The following is a 15,253-nucleotide window of genomic DNA, read 5'->3' as shown; positions in this document are numbered from 1 at the left end:
CGGCCTGCCGATGCAGCCGGTCATTGCAGCACTGCTCGCCGCTCCGGTCGAGAACCGACCGCCCTGCTGCTAAGAACCGAATTGTTCAGGGCGGACTCTTTAACCTTGTCGCCTCCACGTCCAACGCGGATCAGCCCAAGTGCCTGGGTTTTTTTGCAGCAGCTTCGCTGACTTGTCAGCTTACCGCTTTTGGGTGACATGTTGCGCCCTATATGTTGAAGCGCAAGGCTTCATTCTTCGTCGGCGTCGTCCCAGCGATCGGCGCGCGCCGCGTCCCAGTGGCGCTCCACCCAGGACAGCAAGGTCTGTGATGTTCGGAGCAGCGTTTCCGGTTCGGGTGGGTTATCCCGGTAGGCCGGAGCGGGGCCGAAGCGGCGGGCTTGGGGAAGGGATTCCAGAACGCCACCAATGGTCCGCAATTCCTCTCCCTCGACTGCGACCGCCCGCAATCTCTTGGCCGGTACCCAGCATCGATGGCCTGGGACTATTTCGACCTGGACGAAGCACGCATCTGTCCGTGCCAGCAAGGACGCCGCACTGCCGGAGGCCTCCTTGATTGCCCTCAAAGGTACACCGGCGTGCTCAAGAAACGATTTGAGAATCATCTCGATGGATCGATTGCCCAGATAAGCAACCGTGCGTCGAGCTTCGACACTATCTTGTCCATCTGCCACGATATGTTTGGCGATGTCGATAATTTCGCGCGCAGAGTCCAGCTCGTATTCGACCGTTTTCACACGAATCTCCCTTCTGAACAGGTGACTCGTCTTTCCACCCCTCAATGCAGGAAGCTTAGTCTTAAAGCGATGAACTCGAGAACCGAGTTCCATGCTTCCATTGCGATCTCCCTGCTAGAAGTGTACGTGGAGTCGCGGAACATGCCTATCGCTTTATCGCTGTAGATACCAGTCGACGGTCTTTATTATGCCGGTCTCGAAGCTCTCCTGAGGTGACCAGCCGAGATCCTCCTGCATCTTGGTCGCATCGATGGCGTAGCGCCAGTCATGCCCAGGTCTATCCGTCACGAAGCTGATCAGGCGTTTGTGCGGTGCGCCGCTAGGTCGCCGTTCATCCAGCAGTGCGCAGATATATTCGACAATGTCGATATTTCGCCATTCATTGCACCCGCCGATGTTGTAGGTTTCTCCCAGATTTCCTGTGCGCAGTACGCATTCGATGCCACGGCAGTGATCTTCAACATACAGCCAATCCCGGATATTGCGGCCGTCGCCGTAGACCGGAATGGGCTCACCGTTCAGGCAACTACGGATCACTGTCGGGATGAACTTCTCGCCATGTTGGTATGGCCCATAGTTGTTCGAACAATTCGTGGTGACCACCGGCAGGCCATAGGTGTGGAAATACGCCCGGACCAGATGATCCGAAGCAGCTTTGCTGGCAGAGTAGGGGGAATTCGGGGCGTATGGCGTAATTTCCGTGAAAGGTGCATCGTCAGGTCCCAGTGTTCCGTACACTTCGTCCGTGGAGATGTGGTGGAAGCGCCGGCCGTCTGTTGTTTTCTGCTCGGCCATCCAGCATTGGCGCGCGGCCTCGAGCAGGGTGTACGTTCCCTGGATGTTGGTCCGGACGAACTCGCCCGGACCGCTGATGGAACGATCCACGTGGCTTTCGGCGGCGAAATGCACGATGGTATCCACTTGGTGCTCGTGCAGCAGGCGGTCTATCAGTTCCCGGTCGCAGATGTCGCCCTGCACAAAAGTATGATGATCTGCGGTAGGGAGGTCAGCCAGATTGTCCAGGCTGCCGGCGTACGTCAGAGCATCCAGGTTGACAATATGAACGCCAGGTGCCGCTTGTAGCAAATAACGAACGAAGTTTGCGCCAATAAAGCCGGCGCCGCCGGTCACTAAAACACGTTTGGGGGTATGAGTCATGCGGAATGTTTCCAGGTCGTCAGAACTTCACGTACTGCTTTACGCCAGTCGGGAGCTGAGAGATGCAGCTTCCTACACGCGAGGGTCATATCTAGTTCAGAGTTTGCTGGGCGGCGAGCGGGGGTAGGGTAATCCGCGGTTGAGATGGGCGAGACATCGGGAGGTGTTTCAAGCAGCCCGAGTACATGAGCTTCTTCGAAAATTGCTTGTCCGAAGGCATACCAGCTTACCGACGGAGCGCCAGCGTAATGATAAGTGCCCCACGCGATTGCCTGCCCCGCGACAATGCGTGCCGCAATGTCCAGCAGAACGTCCGCAATAGCCGAGGCCGGCGTCGGCCCGCCATGTTGATCATCGACAATGCGTAAAGCGGGGCGGTCTTTCGCCAAGCGCAACATCGTTCGGACGAAATTATTCCCGTGAGCGCCGAACACCCACGAGACGCGCAGAATGATGTGCTTGTCGAGGACGCCTCGCAGCGCTTCCTCACCCTCCCATTTGCTCTGCCCGTACACACTTGTTGGACGAGGTTGATCCATTTCGTCGTAAGGAGTGGACTTCTCGCCATCAAAAACATAGTCGGTGGACAAGTGCAGCAAAGGAATGTCAGCCTGTGCGCAGACCCGTGCCAAGTTTTCCACCGCGTCGCGATTGATCGCGAACGCTTGCGTCGGCTCTGCCTCGGCTTTGTCGACGGCCGTATATGCTGCGGCATTGATCACTACAGAAGCGCAATGCGAACGAATCGCCTCGGCAACAGCACTTTGATTCGTGATATCCAACTGATTGCGGTCCAATCCCGCAACCTGTTGCCCGTGGTTAGCTCTCAGAATCAATTCACGCCCAACCTGCCCCCCCGCGCCAACGACCAGGATAGTCATGTATTGACCTCGTACGAAGGCAGCGTCGCCACTGGCTTTTCAGATAGCAGTGGCAACGACTGATCCTTAGTGGACAACTGCAAGTCTGCTTCTTGAAGAGGCCAGGTTACGCCTATTGTCGGATCGTTCCACCTGACGCCTGTATCGGAAGCTGGATCGTAATAGGACGTGCACTTGTACACGAACTCTGCTTCGTCCGACAAAACGCAGAATCCGTGCGCAAAACCAGGGGGGATCCAGAGTTGTCGATGGTGCACATCATCCAGTTCAACGCCCACCCACTGGCCAAAATTGGGAGATCCCCAGCGCACATCCACCGCGACGTCAAATACTCGCCCTCGCGCGGCGCGGACCAGCTTACCTTGAGGCAAGACAGACTGGTAATGTAAACCTCGCAGGACGCCGCGTCGTGAACGTGATTGATTATCTTGGACGAACTGTACGTCTAGGCCCGCTTCCTGAAACCAACTTTGGCGGAACGTCTCGACGAAAAATCCCCTGTCGTCACCAAAAACCCTTGGCTCAAAAATCAATACGCCGGGGAGGCGGGTCGTCACGATGTTCAAAGCCGCGCTCCTTGTTTGAGCAGGTTGAGCAGATACCTTCCGTAATTATTTTTCGCCAGCGCACTTCCCACCCGCTCCAATTGTGCGTCGTCGATCCAGCCCAGACGCCAGGCGATTTCCTCTGGGCATGCAATCTGGAGCCCCTGTCTAGCCTGCATGACTTGGATGAAGTTGGAAGCGTCCAGTAATGAATCATGCGTGCCGGTATCCAGCCAGGCATAGCCGCGACCCATGATTTCCACGTGAAGGTCACCTCGCTTCAGGTAGGCGTTGTTCAGGTCGGTGATTTCCAGTTCACCGCGCGCTGACGGTTTAACCTCACGCGCCAGCGATACGACGTCGTTGTCGTAGAAGTAGAGCCCTGTTACAGCATAGTTAGATTTAGGATTGCTGGGCTTCTCTACCAAGTCGATCGCTCGCCCCTCTGCGTCGAACTCAACCACGCCGTACCTTTCAGGGTCGCTAACGAAGTAGCCGAACACGGTGGCTCCGGAAGCTCGGCCGCTGGCGCGATGCAGCATGTCTGGAAGTCCATGACCATGAAAGATGTTATCGCCCAGAACCAGCGCAGCAGGGTGTTGGCCAATAAAGTCCGCCCCGATGAGAAAGGCTTGCGCAAGGCCATCTGGACTGGGCTGTTGCGCGTAGGTAAGGTTCACCCCCCAGCGGCTTCCGTCCCCTAGCAAATCCGAGAATGCACGGGCGTCCCTCGGCGTGGTGATGATAAGGATGTCACGTATTCCTGCCAGCATGAGCGTGGTCAAGGGATAGTAGATCATCGGCTTGTCGTAGATCGGCATGAGCTGCTTGCTCACGCAGTGGGTCACTGGGTGCAGGCGTGTGCCCGAGCCTCCGGCCAGGATTAGGCCTTTACGAGCGGAAGGCGAGTTGGTCATGCGTTCCTCTTGGTAATAGCTTGTATGGGACCGGTCAACGGAGTTGCGCACGCCGGGTGAAAAAGCCTGCAACTCCTTTGTACTTGCTTCATCGGAGAGCGGCTGTTGTGGGAACCTCTCTCATGCTCTTGAAGGGAATGTTGCGCCGCCGCATAGTGTATCGAAAGTGGATGTTGCAGTTGTGCTTTAGTGCTACAAGCTGAGGATGCTTTGCTAATTCTCCCGCTGGGAAGGTGTCGGATGAAAACGTTATCGGTACCGGCGATGTGGCAAGCGAGCTTTATCATTGCTTGATGTGGGCTGATGCCGAGGGAAGGTATTTGGTTAGCGGCCATTCCGCAAGCCACCGATAGTAGGGCCGAGAGTATGGCCAAGGTCAGCTTTTTAGGGGGCGAGATCTGTATCTGGAAGATGACGATACAAGAGATCGTCATCCCAATGGCTACTCCAACCATTGCTTCGCTTATTGTATGAGCTCTGATCTGTATGCGTGACCATGCTACCAAGGCAGCCGCTGTTCCTCCTATGCAGGATAAAAGCACGGCTGCACCCAATGAGTGTGACAGGCCAAGCAAATACAGCAGGAGGGGAAGGATTGTTGCGGTCAACAGAGCGTGCCCGCTGATGCCAGTGAAGGCCCCGTCTGCAAAATTCAATCCATATGCTAGAAATGCAATCTTCGTAAAAGTTGCCAGCAGGCACGCCACGCTTAGAAGTACAAGCCAGACCTTGACTAGGCTGCGTTCGGATATAAGGATTGCTACAAGTAGAGCGGCTGGTAGCATAACTCTTGCATCGCCGAGCCTCGTGATGGCATGCCACATCAATTGATCTTCCACTTCGATTGAGTCCGTTGCAGCGTATGAAAGAAGAGAGAATCGCCTCGGAGGCTCAAGCCTTGATCACCTTGGTAGAGGGAAGCGGAAGAAAAGTTGCAACAGCGCGAAGAGGGCCTACGTGTGTTCGCATATGCTCTAGCCTGGATCACAGCGCTGCGACGGGGCTCGAGCAAGCGATGTTAGCAGCAAAGCACCATCCTAAAATCTTGCACGATAGTTGCGTGGATGCCGCACATTGAGTCTAGCAACACCCCAAGCTAGCCTGAGGGGGGACTGAGCTAGCAAGTATCGCGTCTATACATGGAAATGCGGAGTTGCAATGTACAAGAAGCGATAGGCCGATTTGGTGACAAAGATGTATTGATCAAGGGGCATGATATCGACTTTCAAGTCAGAGCACTGCTGAGATGCACTGAGTAGTGGTCGCGTTTGCCTCGCCTACGCGTATGTTGGGAGGGGCAAGTGAGAACTAACAACGCGGAACAACTGTGGCGGCTAGCATCCTGGCTCTTGTCGTAAAATCGTGCAAATTAGTGGACTATCCAAGGTGTCATGTGAATAGGCTAGATGTTCAAGGTACGTGACGGCTAGACAGGTTCCAGAAAATTCGCTATTACCGTTTGTTGCATTTATTACAAAATGCAACGCATTCGCGCCCACGCCCGTTGTTCACTGGCCAACTTGTGTTTTGATGTGTCATATGTGGAACAATATTGCGTTGCACACTACTCATGATAGTGCCGGGCGAGTCACTTTGCTTAAAGGCAGCAATGTCGCGTTCCCTATTAACTGCTCCACCAATTTTTCTGACTGTCTGCACAGGCAATGTGTGCCGTAGTCCGATGGCCGAGGCTCTATTTCGGCACGCCTTTGCTGCAAAAGGGGTTCCCGTTGAGGTATTTTCGCGTGGAATTGCCGCTCCCGTCGGCCGGCGTCCTCATGAGTCTGCAATACAGGTGGCCTCGACAAACGGTGTACCCATTTCGCCTGATAAACGAGCTGAACAACTTACTAGCTCTGATGTGGGGGCCGCTTTTCTGGTGCTGGTAATGGAGCATGAACAACGGCTTTTCATCCAGCAGAGATATCCCAAAGTGAGCGGGAAAGTGTTTTTGCTGGGCAAGTGGAAAAATCTGGAAATTGACGACCCGATCAACGAGCCTCCTGCCATGTTTGAGCGGGTTTGGCTAGAAATCAAAAACAGCGTAGATGATTGGGTTGGTCAGTTGACCGCGGCGAAGATGATATGACTCCGAATGCCCTATTTGTGTTTTTTTTGGTTGAGACTAGATGACCATGTTTTCGTTCTCAGAAAGAATAAAATATGCCCGATTGCCAATCTGTGTCGGGCTGACCGCTCTGGTCTCGGCTGGATGTACAGGAATGTATATGGGGGCGAGAGGCGATGATGATCCCTCGTGGCGTGGGGTTATGCAGAAAGAAGAGGCTGCTCAGCGCGTTGATATAAGGCAGATCACTCCTGAAACTGTCCGAGAATTACGGGCGCATACCAAAACTGACATCAATGTCAAGCTGGCTCCTCCAATGCCGGTCGCGCCTCAGGAAAAAGCATATTCATATTTAGTCGGTGCTCAAGATGTTCTGCGTGTTACTGTGTGGAATCATCCAGAGCTGAATAATCCCGCAAATAGTAACAATGCACAGATAGCGGGACGACTCGTGCGGGAGGACGGCAGTTTCTTTTATCCCTATATTGGCAAGGTGCAGGCGGCTGGTTTAACTGTTGAGGCTATCCGGCAGGATCTGGCAAAGCGGCTGAGGCAGTATTTGACTGAGCCCCAGGTCGATGTTGCCGTAATGGAATATCGCAGTAAGCGGGTTTTTGCGGTGGGGGAGTTAAAGTCCCCAGGCACCCGACCGGTAAATGATGTGCCCATCTACATAACGGACCTTATCACTCAATCTGGAGGTCTGACGGAGAAAGCCGATCTTCGGGCTGCCGTGTTAGTCAGAGACGGGGTGGTGCATCCGCTGGACCTATATTCGCTTTATTACAAGGGAGATATATCAAAAAATTGGTTGCTTCAGAACGGTGATGTATTGAATATCCCAGAGCGGAGGTTCAATAAAATCTTTGTGCTGGGCGAGGTGAGCAAGCCGCAGTCTATGTTGTTACCCTACGGAAGCTATTCGTTGGCAGAGGCGCTGACAGATGCTGGTGGTCTTAATCCTACAACCTCAAACGCAGGCCAAGTCTATGTCATTCGTGATGGAGAGAACGGAAAGCCGCAAGTGTGGCATATGAATGCAGAACGTCCTGATGCTTTGGTGCTGGCTGATGCGTTTATGTTGCAGCCCCGAGATGTGATCTATGTTGACCCAGCCGGAGTTACTCGTTGGGCTCGGGTTATTGGCCAGATTCTGCCGAGTGCCCAGTTCTTGCGGCAAAGTTCGACAACGTTTGACATCGCCCCCAATTAGTTTTGAGTTTATGATGACAAATCCGCAAAGTTTTTCGGATGACGGTTCTAGCGAGTTCAACTTTTCTGAGTTGCTCAATGCGATTATCCAGCATAAGTGGATAATCGTAGCTATTTTCCTGATTACCACTTCCCTTGGGTTGGCGTATGCCGTATTGGCTGAACCGCGGTATCTGGCAGACGCCCTTGTGCAAGTTGAGGATCGAAAGGGAACTGTTCCAGGCCTTCCTGAGCTTGCCGACGCATTAGGTTCGCCTCAAAGTCCGGTGTCGGGAGAACTCGCCATTCTGCGATCTCGCCAAGTACTTATGCAAGCAGCGGACCAGACGCAGGCTCAGCTAGATGTAAGAGTCGCTAACAGATTTCCTATCATTGGAGATTGGGTTGCCCGGACAAATGAAAAGAAGAGCGGTGACGTAAAGGACGTCCCATCGCTTTTCTCCGGATTTGCATGGGGAGGTGAAAAGCTTGAGCTTGCAGCGTTTGAAGTTCCACCCCAATATTGGGGAAGTACGTTTCTACTCGAACGAACGGAAACCGGTTATAAGCTATTTGACCCGAATGGAGACGAAGTTGTTGCTGGCGAGATCGGAACAACCGAAACGGTAAAAAATAAAGAGGGCCAATATCAAATCAATGTTCGCTTCTTGGCTGGGCGTATCGGTACAGGGTTTGAGGTCGTCAGAAAATCGCCGATTAGTGTCTATAATCAGTTATACGCTGATCTCGAGGTTGTAGAAGCTGCGCGTCAAAGTGGCGTCATTAGAATTAGTTATGAAAACCCTAATGCTGAATTTGCTAAAAATCTCGTCAATGCTGTTGCTCAGACATATCTTAAACAAAATGTCGAGCGACGGACAGCGGAAATTGGCGGCAGCCTGAAGTTTCTTGAACAGAAACTACCAGAGTTGAAAAAATCAGTAGAAAGCTCTGAGGAAGCGCTTAGCAAATTTCGCTCCTCTACAGGCACAATAAGCGTCCCAAAGGAGACGGATGGTTTGCTACAACGTTCCATCGAGATGGAAAATAATCGGCTTCGTTTGCAACTTCGTCGCGACGAAATGCTGCAGCGATTTAGGCCGGAGCATCCCGAAGTACGGGCGATTGATGAGCAACTAGCTGGGATTCGGCGAGAGGTCGGAATGATCGATTCTCAGATTGACCGTTTGCCTGGAGCGCAAAAAGATCTGCTTCGCCTCGAGCGGGATGTACAAGTCAATTCGCAACTTTACATTGCATTGCTCAATAATTCTCAACAACTGAGGGTTGCCGAGGCTGGAACTGTTGGTAATGTTCGCATTATCGATTTTGGCATTGTTAATCCAGCACCTGTCTTTCCCCCAAAGAAGATCATCGTGATGGTGTCGATGATGCTTGGGATCTTCCTTGGTCTAGTGGGCGTGTTTGTCACGCGAATGCTGCGTCCGACAGTTCAGCGAGCGCAAGAAATTGAAGAGGCGACGGGGTTGACGACTTATGTCACGGTTCCTGAGTCCTACCCTCAACGGAAGTTGAGCGTTATGACAACAGGGCGGCGCCCCGTGTTGAACCAAGCTGGGGCGAAACTCCTTGCTTTATCTGGTCCAGATGATCCTGCGGTCGAGAGTCTGCGGTCTCTCCATACCGGTTTGGCATTTGCCTTGATGGGGCGGGATGGTAAGAATATTGCCATTACCGGTGCTACGGCGGGGGTCGGAAAAAGCTTTGTTGCAGCTAATTTGGCGGTCTTGCTGGCGGTTACAGGTAAGAAAATCCTGCTTGTTGATGCAGATATGCGTCGTCCGCGTTTGAGCGAATATTGTTCTTACGACTATTCTGCTAAAGGACTATCAGATTTGTTGCTGGGGGGCATGACTCTCGAAGATGTGGTAAAAGACGTGACTCCGAATTTGCAGGTTCTTCCTGCAGGGGTAAGTCCGCCAAATCCCGGTGAGCTGCTAGTTAGTGAGAGATTCATTAATCTCGTCGAAGAATGGAGTCAGAAGTACGACCATATCTTGTTTGATACTCCTCCAATATTGCCTGTCGCAGATACACTCGCAATACTACCCAGGGTGGCAGTGGCTTTTCTGGTCGTCCGGGCTGAGCAAAGTACTACGCGCGAGGTCGTCGACAGTTTGAAGAAGGTCGAGAGTGCGGGAAGTGAAGGGGTGATTCGAGGGCTTGTCTTCAATGGGGTGAAGCGTTCTCGGGTCGGTTATGGTAGCTCATATAAGTACTATTATTCCTACGGGAAAAATTGAATTGATTTTCTGAAGCATATGAGCGTAAAGATGAAGCGTTGGTACCAGTCCCCTCTTGTCCTGTACGGAGGAGTTTGGCTATTTGTTATCTTTTTGTATTCGCTTCATCTTTCTGGGCTGGTGTCTTTTTTTTCCACTTGGGAAATTACAAAAACCATCGCGATTTTTTTGGTACCTTTCGTTCTCGGTTACGCCATTGTTGCCGCCGGGTATCGCGCCTTAGGAGCTGGTCGATATAGGCGGGTAGCTGCATCTGTGGGCAGGCTTGAGTCACCTGAAATACTACTGCGCCGGCTTTATTTTTTGACTTGGCTCTTTGCATTACTGGTCGCATTTGAAATTGCTGTCGCCGGCTATGTTCCCCTGCTATCTTTGCTGACGGGGTCGAGTGTTTCCCATTTTGAGTTCGGTATTTCATCTTTGCACGGCTTTGTTATGGCCTTGGGAGCGTTGATCGCGACCGCAGCCTATTACCTATACTTGCAGTATGGGGTGAAAAAATGTATTTGGCTTGTGCTGGCGATATTGGCTGTTTTCATTGCTTTGGTGACGAGAAAGATTTTCGTTGTGATTGTCTTGCAGATGGGCGCCATTTATATATATTTGCGTGGAATTAAGTCTCCTAGGCGGCTTCTGGCGATTGGGGTATTGATTCTCTGCGCAGTGTATGTTTTTGGTTTGGTTGGCGATTTGCGTGGCCCTAGGGAGAATTTTTTATCGCTTGCAAGACCTACATTTAAATATCCAGATTGGCTTCCAAGCGGCTTCATGTGGGTATACATTTACATCGTAACGCCAATAGTAAATTTTGCCAATGCGTTAAAAGTAGTATTGGTCGACGATTATAATTTCGGATTTTTGTGTCAGGTGATACCCAGTGTCGTCCGTGGTGAGATGAACTGCGTATCGGAATTTGGAAGATTTGAACGACCCTATCAAGTAAGTGGTGCGTTTAATGTCGCGACGGGCTATATCGGTTTGTATAGTTCTCTGGATGTTTGGGGGGTTATGGGGTTTAGTTTCTTTCATGGAATTGCTGCGAGTTTTATTTATAAAAAACTTTCCCCTCATCTCAAGCCCGTGCTGCTTTATTCCGTGGTAATGCAACTTACATTGCTTCAGGTTTTCAGTCCTTTGTTTAATTTGAATGTATTGGCGCAGATCCCGTTGATCTATATGGCATTTTCTTGGCTAAATTTCCGATTCCGCATGCATCATTCGGTTCGTTATTCACGCGCTCCATGACCGAAAAAAAGCTGATCGCTGGAACGAAGACGACCCCTCGTATAGCCGTAATATTAGCTACCTACAATGGTGAGTTGTGGATACAGGAGCTGCTAGCTAGTGTATTGGCTCAAGTGGGTGTTGATGTCAATGTTTATATCAGTGATGATGGTTCCACTGATTCGACGTTGGCTATCCTAAAAGAATGGAGCCAAAGGGATTGCCGAGTAAGAATTCTCGCTTCTGAGAGGAAGTTTGGTTCGGCCGGTCAGAATTTTTTCTGGGCGTGGGGACAGTTAAAAGGGCTTCGATTTGATGCGCTAGCTTTTGCGGACCAAGATGATATTTGGATTCCCTCAAAATTGAGTAAGCAGTATTCGCATTTGCTAGAAGGTTATGATGGGGTATCTAGTAATGTCCTTGCGTTCTGGCCGAACAACACTTTTAAAGTTATTAATAATGCTACGGCATTGACTGAATGGGATTACGTGGGGCAAGCCGCAGGGCAGGGATGTACCTATTTAATTTCGCCAAGATTGTGTGAACTCTATTGGTCGGCAATGGACCGGTTTGACCTGTTTGAGATTGTCCATCACGATTGGTTTATATACGCGCTTGCTAGAGCTGCGGGGTTGAAGTGGTTCATTGAGAAACAATCTTTGGTTCTATATCGACAGCACGGTGCTAATGAGGTTGGTTCACGAGGGACTTGGCAAGGTGTATTGGCAAGGTTAAAGAAGGTGCAGTCCGGATGGTACAAGAAGCAAATTCTTGCTCAACTAAAAATAATAAAAACTCTTTACCCGAATCACGATAGAGATATCGCTGTTGCTGGCTTGTATAGCGCAGGTAGAGTGGCCCGACTGACGAAGTTGCTCTCTGTTTTGCCGTTTAGGCGAGATAAGGGTGGTAAGTTCATGTTTTTGATATTTTTCATGTTAGGATGGGTTTAGTTTTACGTTTTTCTAGGGTCTGCTTCTAAAGTTCAGATATTTGTTTGAGCGCCTAACGAGCTTTCTCCCGTAGTGTTTTTTGCTTGTTCTCGTGAAACGTATGAAGTGGGCAGGGAGGGCGACTCGTGTCGGCGCCGTGTCAGTGCTAGGGGGGCTAACGTTTCTTTTTTTGTTGGATTTTAATTTTTTGCCCGTCAGACGTAAGGACATCAATTAGCTTCAGCCGTTCTACCTCTTCGCTTTGAAGATGTTGGTGCTTGCATTGAGCGTCAAACTTAACGCGCTCCAACGTTACGTCAGAGGATGCCGAAACGACCTTGCTGCGCCCAATCCTAACCGGTATATTGGTACTGCATCCGATGATGTTGCCGTCCGATATTTGAGCTCGTTCTACTCCAGCGAGAGATATTCCGCGTCCGGTAAAATTTGCAAGCTTTTTAAGATCTCGTACCTCTTGAAAATCAAGAAGGCCTAAGGCTTCGAGATTGTCAATAGTGATATCAACAGATTTTTCAACTCGTACGCCTGCGTCTACTTTGACTCTAGATACGGTGCATTCTCTACCCCCAGCTATCCACAGCGAGCGCTGAGCCCCGCCATTCGGAGCACCTAGCTGGCAATTTGCGATTGTTATATTTTGGCTCCAGGAACTGTATGGAGTAACATAAAAATCGACAAACATTGGATAAATACCTTGCGCTTTAGCTGATGTTTGGCTGGAACGGACATTCTCTATTGTAATATCCAGCCCCGACATTATTTTCACGTTGCCGTTGTCTGTCGAGCCAGTAGCGCAACAAGCGTCTATTTTAGAAATTCTTCCTCGGCGGCATGCAGACAAACCAAAACCAATGGGAGTGTTTTTCGCCGAGATATCAATTTCTGAGACGGAGAAATTGAAACAACGGGACAGTTGAATTCTGTTTGTTGTAATGTTGGTTAGCGTTAGATTTTGGGTGTTTGTTGCGCGAATGTCATTGATTTTTCCTCCCCGAAGCGTAATGTTATTCAGCTTGCCAAGTGAAATGAGTAGCGCTGTTTTATACGCGTATGCAGTGTTGGCTTCTAAATAAACGCGTTTTCCTTCGATCTTTTTGACGACATTTATTTCGAAATATGAATTTCGAGCGAAAAGTGGTCCCATGTTCCAACTGGCGTAAGGTGAATCACTGCCTTCTAGGCATTCTATGCGTATCAGTGTGCCAGGCGTAATTGGAATTTCTTCAGCAAGATCTACGTAAGAGGTGCCTCTATCGATGGAATGGGAAATGGTACTGCCAGTGAAGGTGGCGCAGGAAAACCTATTGTAGTCAAAGCGGACAGGTCTCTCGAGTTCAATCATTTGTGAACTCGCGTCGAGAATTTTTGAGAAATGTAAACCAGCTTGATTTTTCCTAGAATCGCCAGCTCCCATGAGTGAAATTACTATATTTTCTCCCGGGGAAAATGGATGGGGCTTGGTAAAGTGAAGGATTTTTTGTCCATTCTCAATCGATCCTTTTCCTGGTGTGAGATTAATATCTGGAGTTGTGTCTCGGACAGAAATTCTTCCGAGGATTTCACCCTGATTCGTAATCGTGAGAGAGCGACTAACCCTTAGATCTCCGATTTTATACACCCCAGGGGGGAAAATTATCTCTAGTGCGCCACTATCGAGGGCTGATTGGCACGCAGCGGTGTCATCAGTCTTGCCATCGCCTCGCGCGCCGTAGTCTTTCACACTGACGGTCGGAATCGGAGTTGTTGCTTGAGTTGCAGTTGGAAAATAGGCAAGCGCGCTTATTCCCATTCCTCTTAAAGACTGCAGTATCGTGGATTGTAAGAAGAGACGACGCGATATCATGAAACAGCTCCTTGGGACTAATTTTTTCATCCTAGTGCTCTATGCACTATATCAGGGCACCAAGCCGTAACGGTTGAATTGTCGCTTAAGCTTTGAAATAGAGAGTGCCGTTCAAGTGTTCTATACTCATGCTACGCTAGGACAGCGCGCAGTTACGCGCGCGATACCCTTTACTTTTTGGTATGAATAAGACGAGAGCTTAGTATGCAACAAGTTAGAGTAGCCGTTTTTCCCGTTGCAGGGCTTGGGACCAGGTTTTTGCCCGCAACAAAATCGATACCCAAGGAAATGCTTCCAGTGATCGATAAGCCACTGATTCAGTATGCTGCTGAAGAGGCGATAAGAGCAGGTATCAAAACACTGGTTTTTGTGACTGGCCGTTACAAGCGAGCGATCGAAGACCATTTTGATACCGATCGTGAACTTGAATCCGAACTTGAGGCTAAGAAAAAGATAGAATTGCTCGAAATGGTGCGTGCGATTCTCCCGGCTGATGTTAACTGCGTCTACGTCCGTCAAGCGGCGCCCTTGGGGCTAGGCCATGCGGTTCTATGTGCAGAACCAATTGTGAAGAATGAGAAATTTGCCGTAATTTTGCCAGACGACCTGATTGATTCGACTTCGTCAGTAACAAAACAACTAATCGAAGTTGCACGAGAGCGGAACGCTAGTGTGTTGGGGGTGGAGAAAGTCAGTGTTGATGAAACAAAAAAGTATGGAATAGTCGAAGTGGAAGGAGAGGGGAAAAGTTTGCCTGTAAAAGGCATCGTTGAGAAACCAGATCCGGCGGATGCCCCTTCTGATCTAGCTGTTGTTGGCCGATATGTTCTGGATGGCAGCGTTTTCTCCTATCTTAAAGAGATCGGACAAGGGGCTGGTGGTGAAATTCAATTGACTGATGCGATAGCGAGAATGATTGAGAACGGTAGGTCAGTCATTGCTCATCATTACGAAGGCCAGCGTTTTGACTGCGGTGGGAAGTCGGGGCTTTATCGTGCCAATTTGCACTATGGTGCAAAATATCATCAGTTGTTTCCATAGTAGATGGCCCGGGTTTCACCTGGGAAGTATCGATAAGTCGATGCGAGCCTCGATTACAGTGCTCGTAGTCTTGCATGTCGATTAGACAGCGACAGATAAGGATTCGGATCCTGGATTCACGGGGGATATACTCTATCGACTTGACACCGCGTAGCGCTTCATGTGAGCTGTATTAATTGTAGTGAATGAGCTACTGTCGCTTATAGCCTATATGTATTGACCCAGTGAAATCCTGCTCACGTCATAATCGAGGAAACGACGTTGAGCACGAAGATGGAAGAAGACTGGGCTTGCCCCGTTACTCCGGACAGATCAGATGGCATGATCATGCCTGCGTAAGCTCCCCCAATTGGTAGACATCAGCCGGTAGAATTTCGGGGCCTCCACGAGTCGGAGACTCCCTTGAAGAAAAGCAGGTTCACGGAAAGCCA

Annotated in this window: 12 protein-coding genes; 6 read left to right on the top strand and 6 right to left on the bottom strand. The window is 50.3% G+C overall.

Features of this window, described 5'->3' with window-relative positions; translation table 11 throughout:
• Positions 1–230: 230 nt before the first annotated feature.
• The 5 genes from ABD104_RS29705 to rfbA form a co-directional block, all read right to left on the bottom strand.
• The gene (locus ABD104_RS29705) at positions 231–737 is read right to left on the bottom strand and encodes a hypothetical protein (RefSeq protein ID WP_343928842.1); all 507 of its coding nucleotides are present in this window, start codon (positions 735–737) and stop codon (positions 231–233) included.
• Between the two features lie 153 nt (positions 738–890).
• Positions 891–1,895, bottom strand: coding sequence for a dTDP-glucose 4,6-dehydratase (gene rfbB, locus ABD104_RS29700; RefSeq protein WP_343928841.1), 1,005 nt, complete (start codon positions 1,893–1,895; stop codon positions 891–893).
• Positions 1,892–2,776 (bottom strand): dTDP-4-dehydrorhamnose reductase, encoded by an 885-nt coding sequence (gene rfbD / locus ABD104_RS29695; protein ID WP_343928840.1) that lies wholly within the window; start codon positions 2,774–2,776, stop codon positions 1,892–1,894. The genes rfbB and rfbD overlap by 4 nt, the downstream gene beginning before the upstream one ends.
• The gene (gene rfbC / locus ABD104_RS29690) at positions 2,773–3,342 is read right to left on the bottom strand and encodes a dTDP-4-dehydrorhamnose 3,5-epimerase (RefSeq protein ID WP_343928839.1); all 570 of its coding nucleotides are present in this window, start codon (positions 3,340–3,342) and stop codon (positions 2,773–2,775) included. The genes rfbD and rfbC overlap by 4 nt, the downstream gene beginning before the upstream one ends.
• Positions 3,339–4,238, bottom strand: coding sequence for a glucose-1-phosphate thymidylyltransferase RfbA (rfbA, locus tag ABD104_RS29685; RefSeq protein ID WP_343928838.1), 900 nt, complete (start codon positions 4,236–4,238; stop codon positions 3,339–3,341). Before rfbA ends, rfbC begins: the two co-directional genes overlap by 4 nt.
• 1,570 nt (positions 4,239–5,808) lie before the next feature.
• Here rfbA and ABD104_RS29680 point away from each other — a divergent pair.
• From ABD104_RS29680 to ABD104_RS29660, 5 genes are read left to right on the top strand one after another with little or no spacing between them, the layout of a single operon-like run.
• Entirely contained in the window at positions 5,809–6,327 is a 519-nt protein-coding gene (locus ABD104_RS29680) for a low molecular weight protein-tyrosine-phosphatase (protein ID WP_343928837.1), read from the top strand.
• 40 nt (positions 6,328–6,367) lie between these two features.
• Positions 6,368–7,519 carry a polysaccharide biosynthesis/export family protein gene (locus tag ABD104_RS29675; protein WP_343928836.1) on the top strand — a complete coding sequence of 384 codons (1,152 nt, stop codon included), beginning with the start codon at positions 6,368–6,370 and terminating at the stop codon, positions 7,517–7,519.
• Positions 7,520–7,532: 13 nt separating this feature from the next.
• Positions 7,533–9,761, top strand: a complete 2,229-nt coding sequence (locus ABD104_RS29670) for a polysaccharide biosynthesis tyrosine autokinase (protein WP_343928835.1) — start codon at positions 7,533–7,535, stop codon at positions 9,759–9,761.
• Between the two features lie 30 nt (positions 9,762–9,791).
• Positions 9,792–11,006, top strand: coding sequence for an O-antigen polymerase (locus tag ABD104_RS29665; protein ID WP_343928834.1), 1,215 nt, complete (start codon positions 9,792–9,794; stop codon positions 11,004–11,006).
• Positions 11,003–11,938: a glycosyltransferase gene (locus tag ABD104_RS29660; RefSeq protein ID WP_343928833.1), complete on the top strand. Its 936-nt coding sequence runs from the start codon at positions 11,003–11,005 to the stop codon at positions 11,936–11,938. The genes ABD104_RS29665 and ABD104_RS29660 overlap by 4 nt, the downstream gene beginning before the upstream one ends.
• A 154-nt stretch (positions 11,939–12,092) precedes the next feature.
• Here the strand turns inward: ABD104_RS29660 and ABD104_RS29655 are convergent, their stop codons facing one another.
• Positions 12,093–13,781: a glycosyl hydrolase family 28-related protein gene (locus ABD104_RS29655; RefSeq protein ID WP_343928832.1), complete on the bottom strand. Its 1,689-nt coding sequence runs from the start codon at positions 13,779–13,781 to the stop codon at positions 12,093–12,095.
• A 204-nt stretch (positions 13,782–13,985) separates the two neighbouring features.
• Here ABD104_RS29655 and galU point away from each other — a divergent pair, with 204 nt between their 5' ends.
• The gene (gene galU / locus ABD104_RS29650) at positions 13,986–14,822 is read left to right on the top strand and encodes a UTP--glucose-1-phosphate uridylyltransferase GalU (protein WP_343928831.1); all 837 of its coding nucleotides are present in this window, start codon (positions 13,986–13,988) and stop codon (positions 14,820–14,822) included.
• The last annotated feature ends 431 nt before the right edge of the window (positions 14,823–15,253 follow it).

Origin of the sequence: Pigmentiphaga daeguensis, assembly GCF_039523035.1 — a bacterium.
GTDB classification, from domain to species: domain Bacteria; phylum Pseudomonadota; class Gammaproteobacteria; order Burkholderiales; family Burkholderiaceae_B; genus Pigmentiphaga; species Pigmentiphaga daeguensis.
This window is presented reverse-complemented; position numbering and strand designations above follow the sequence as displayed.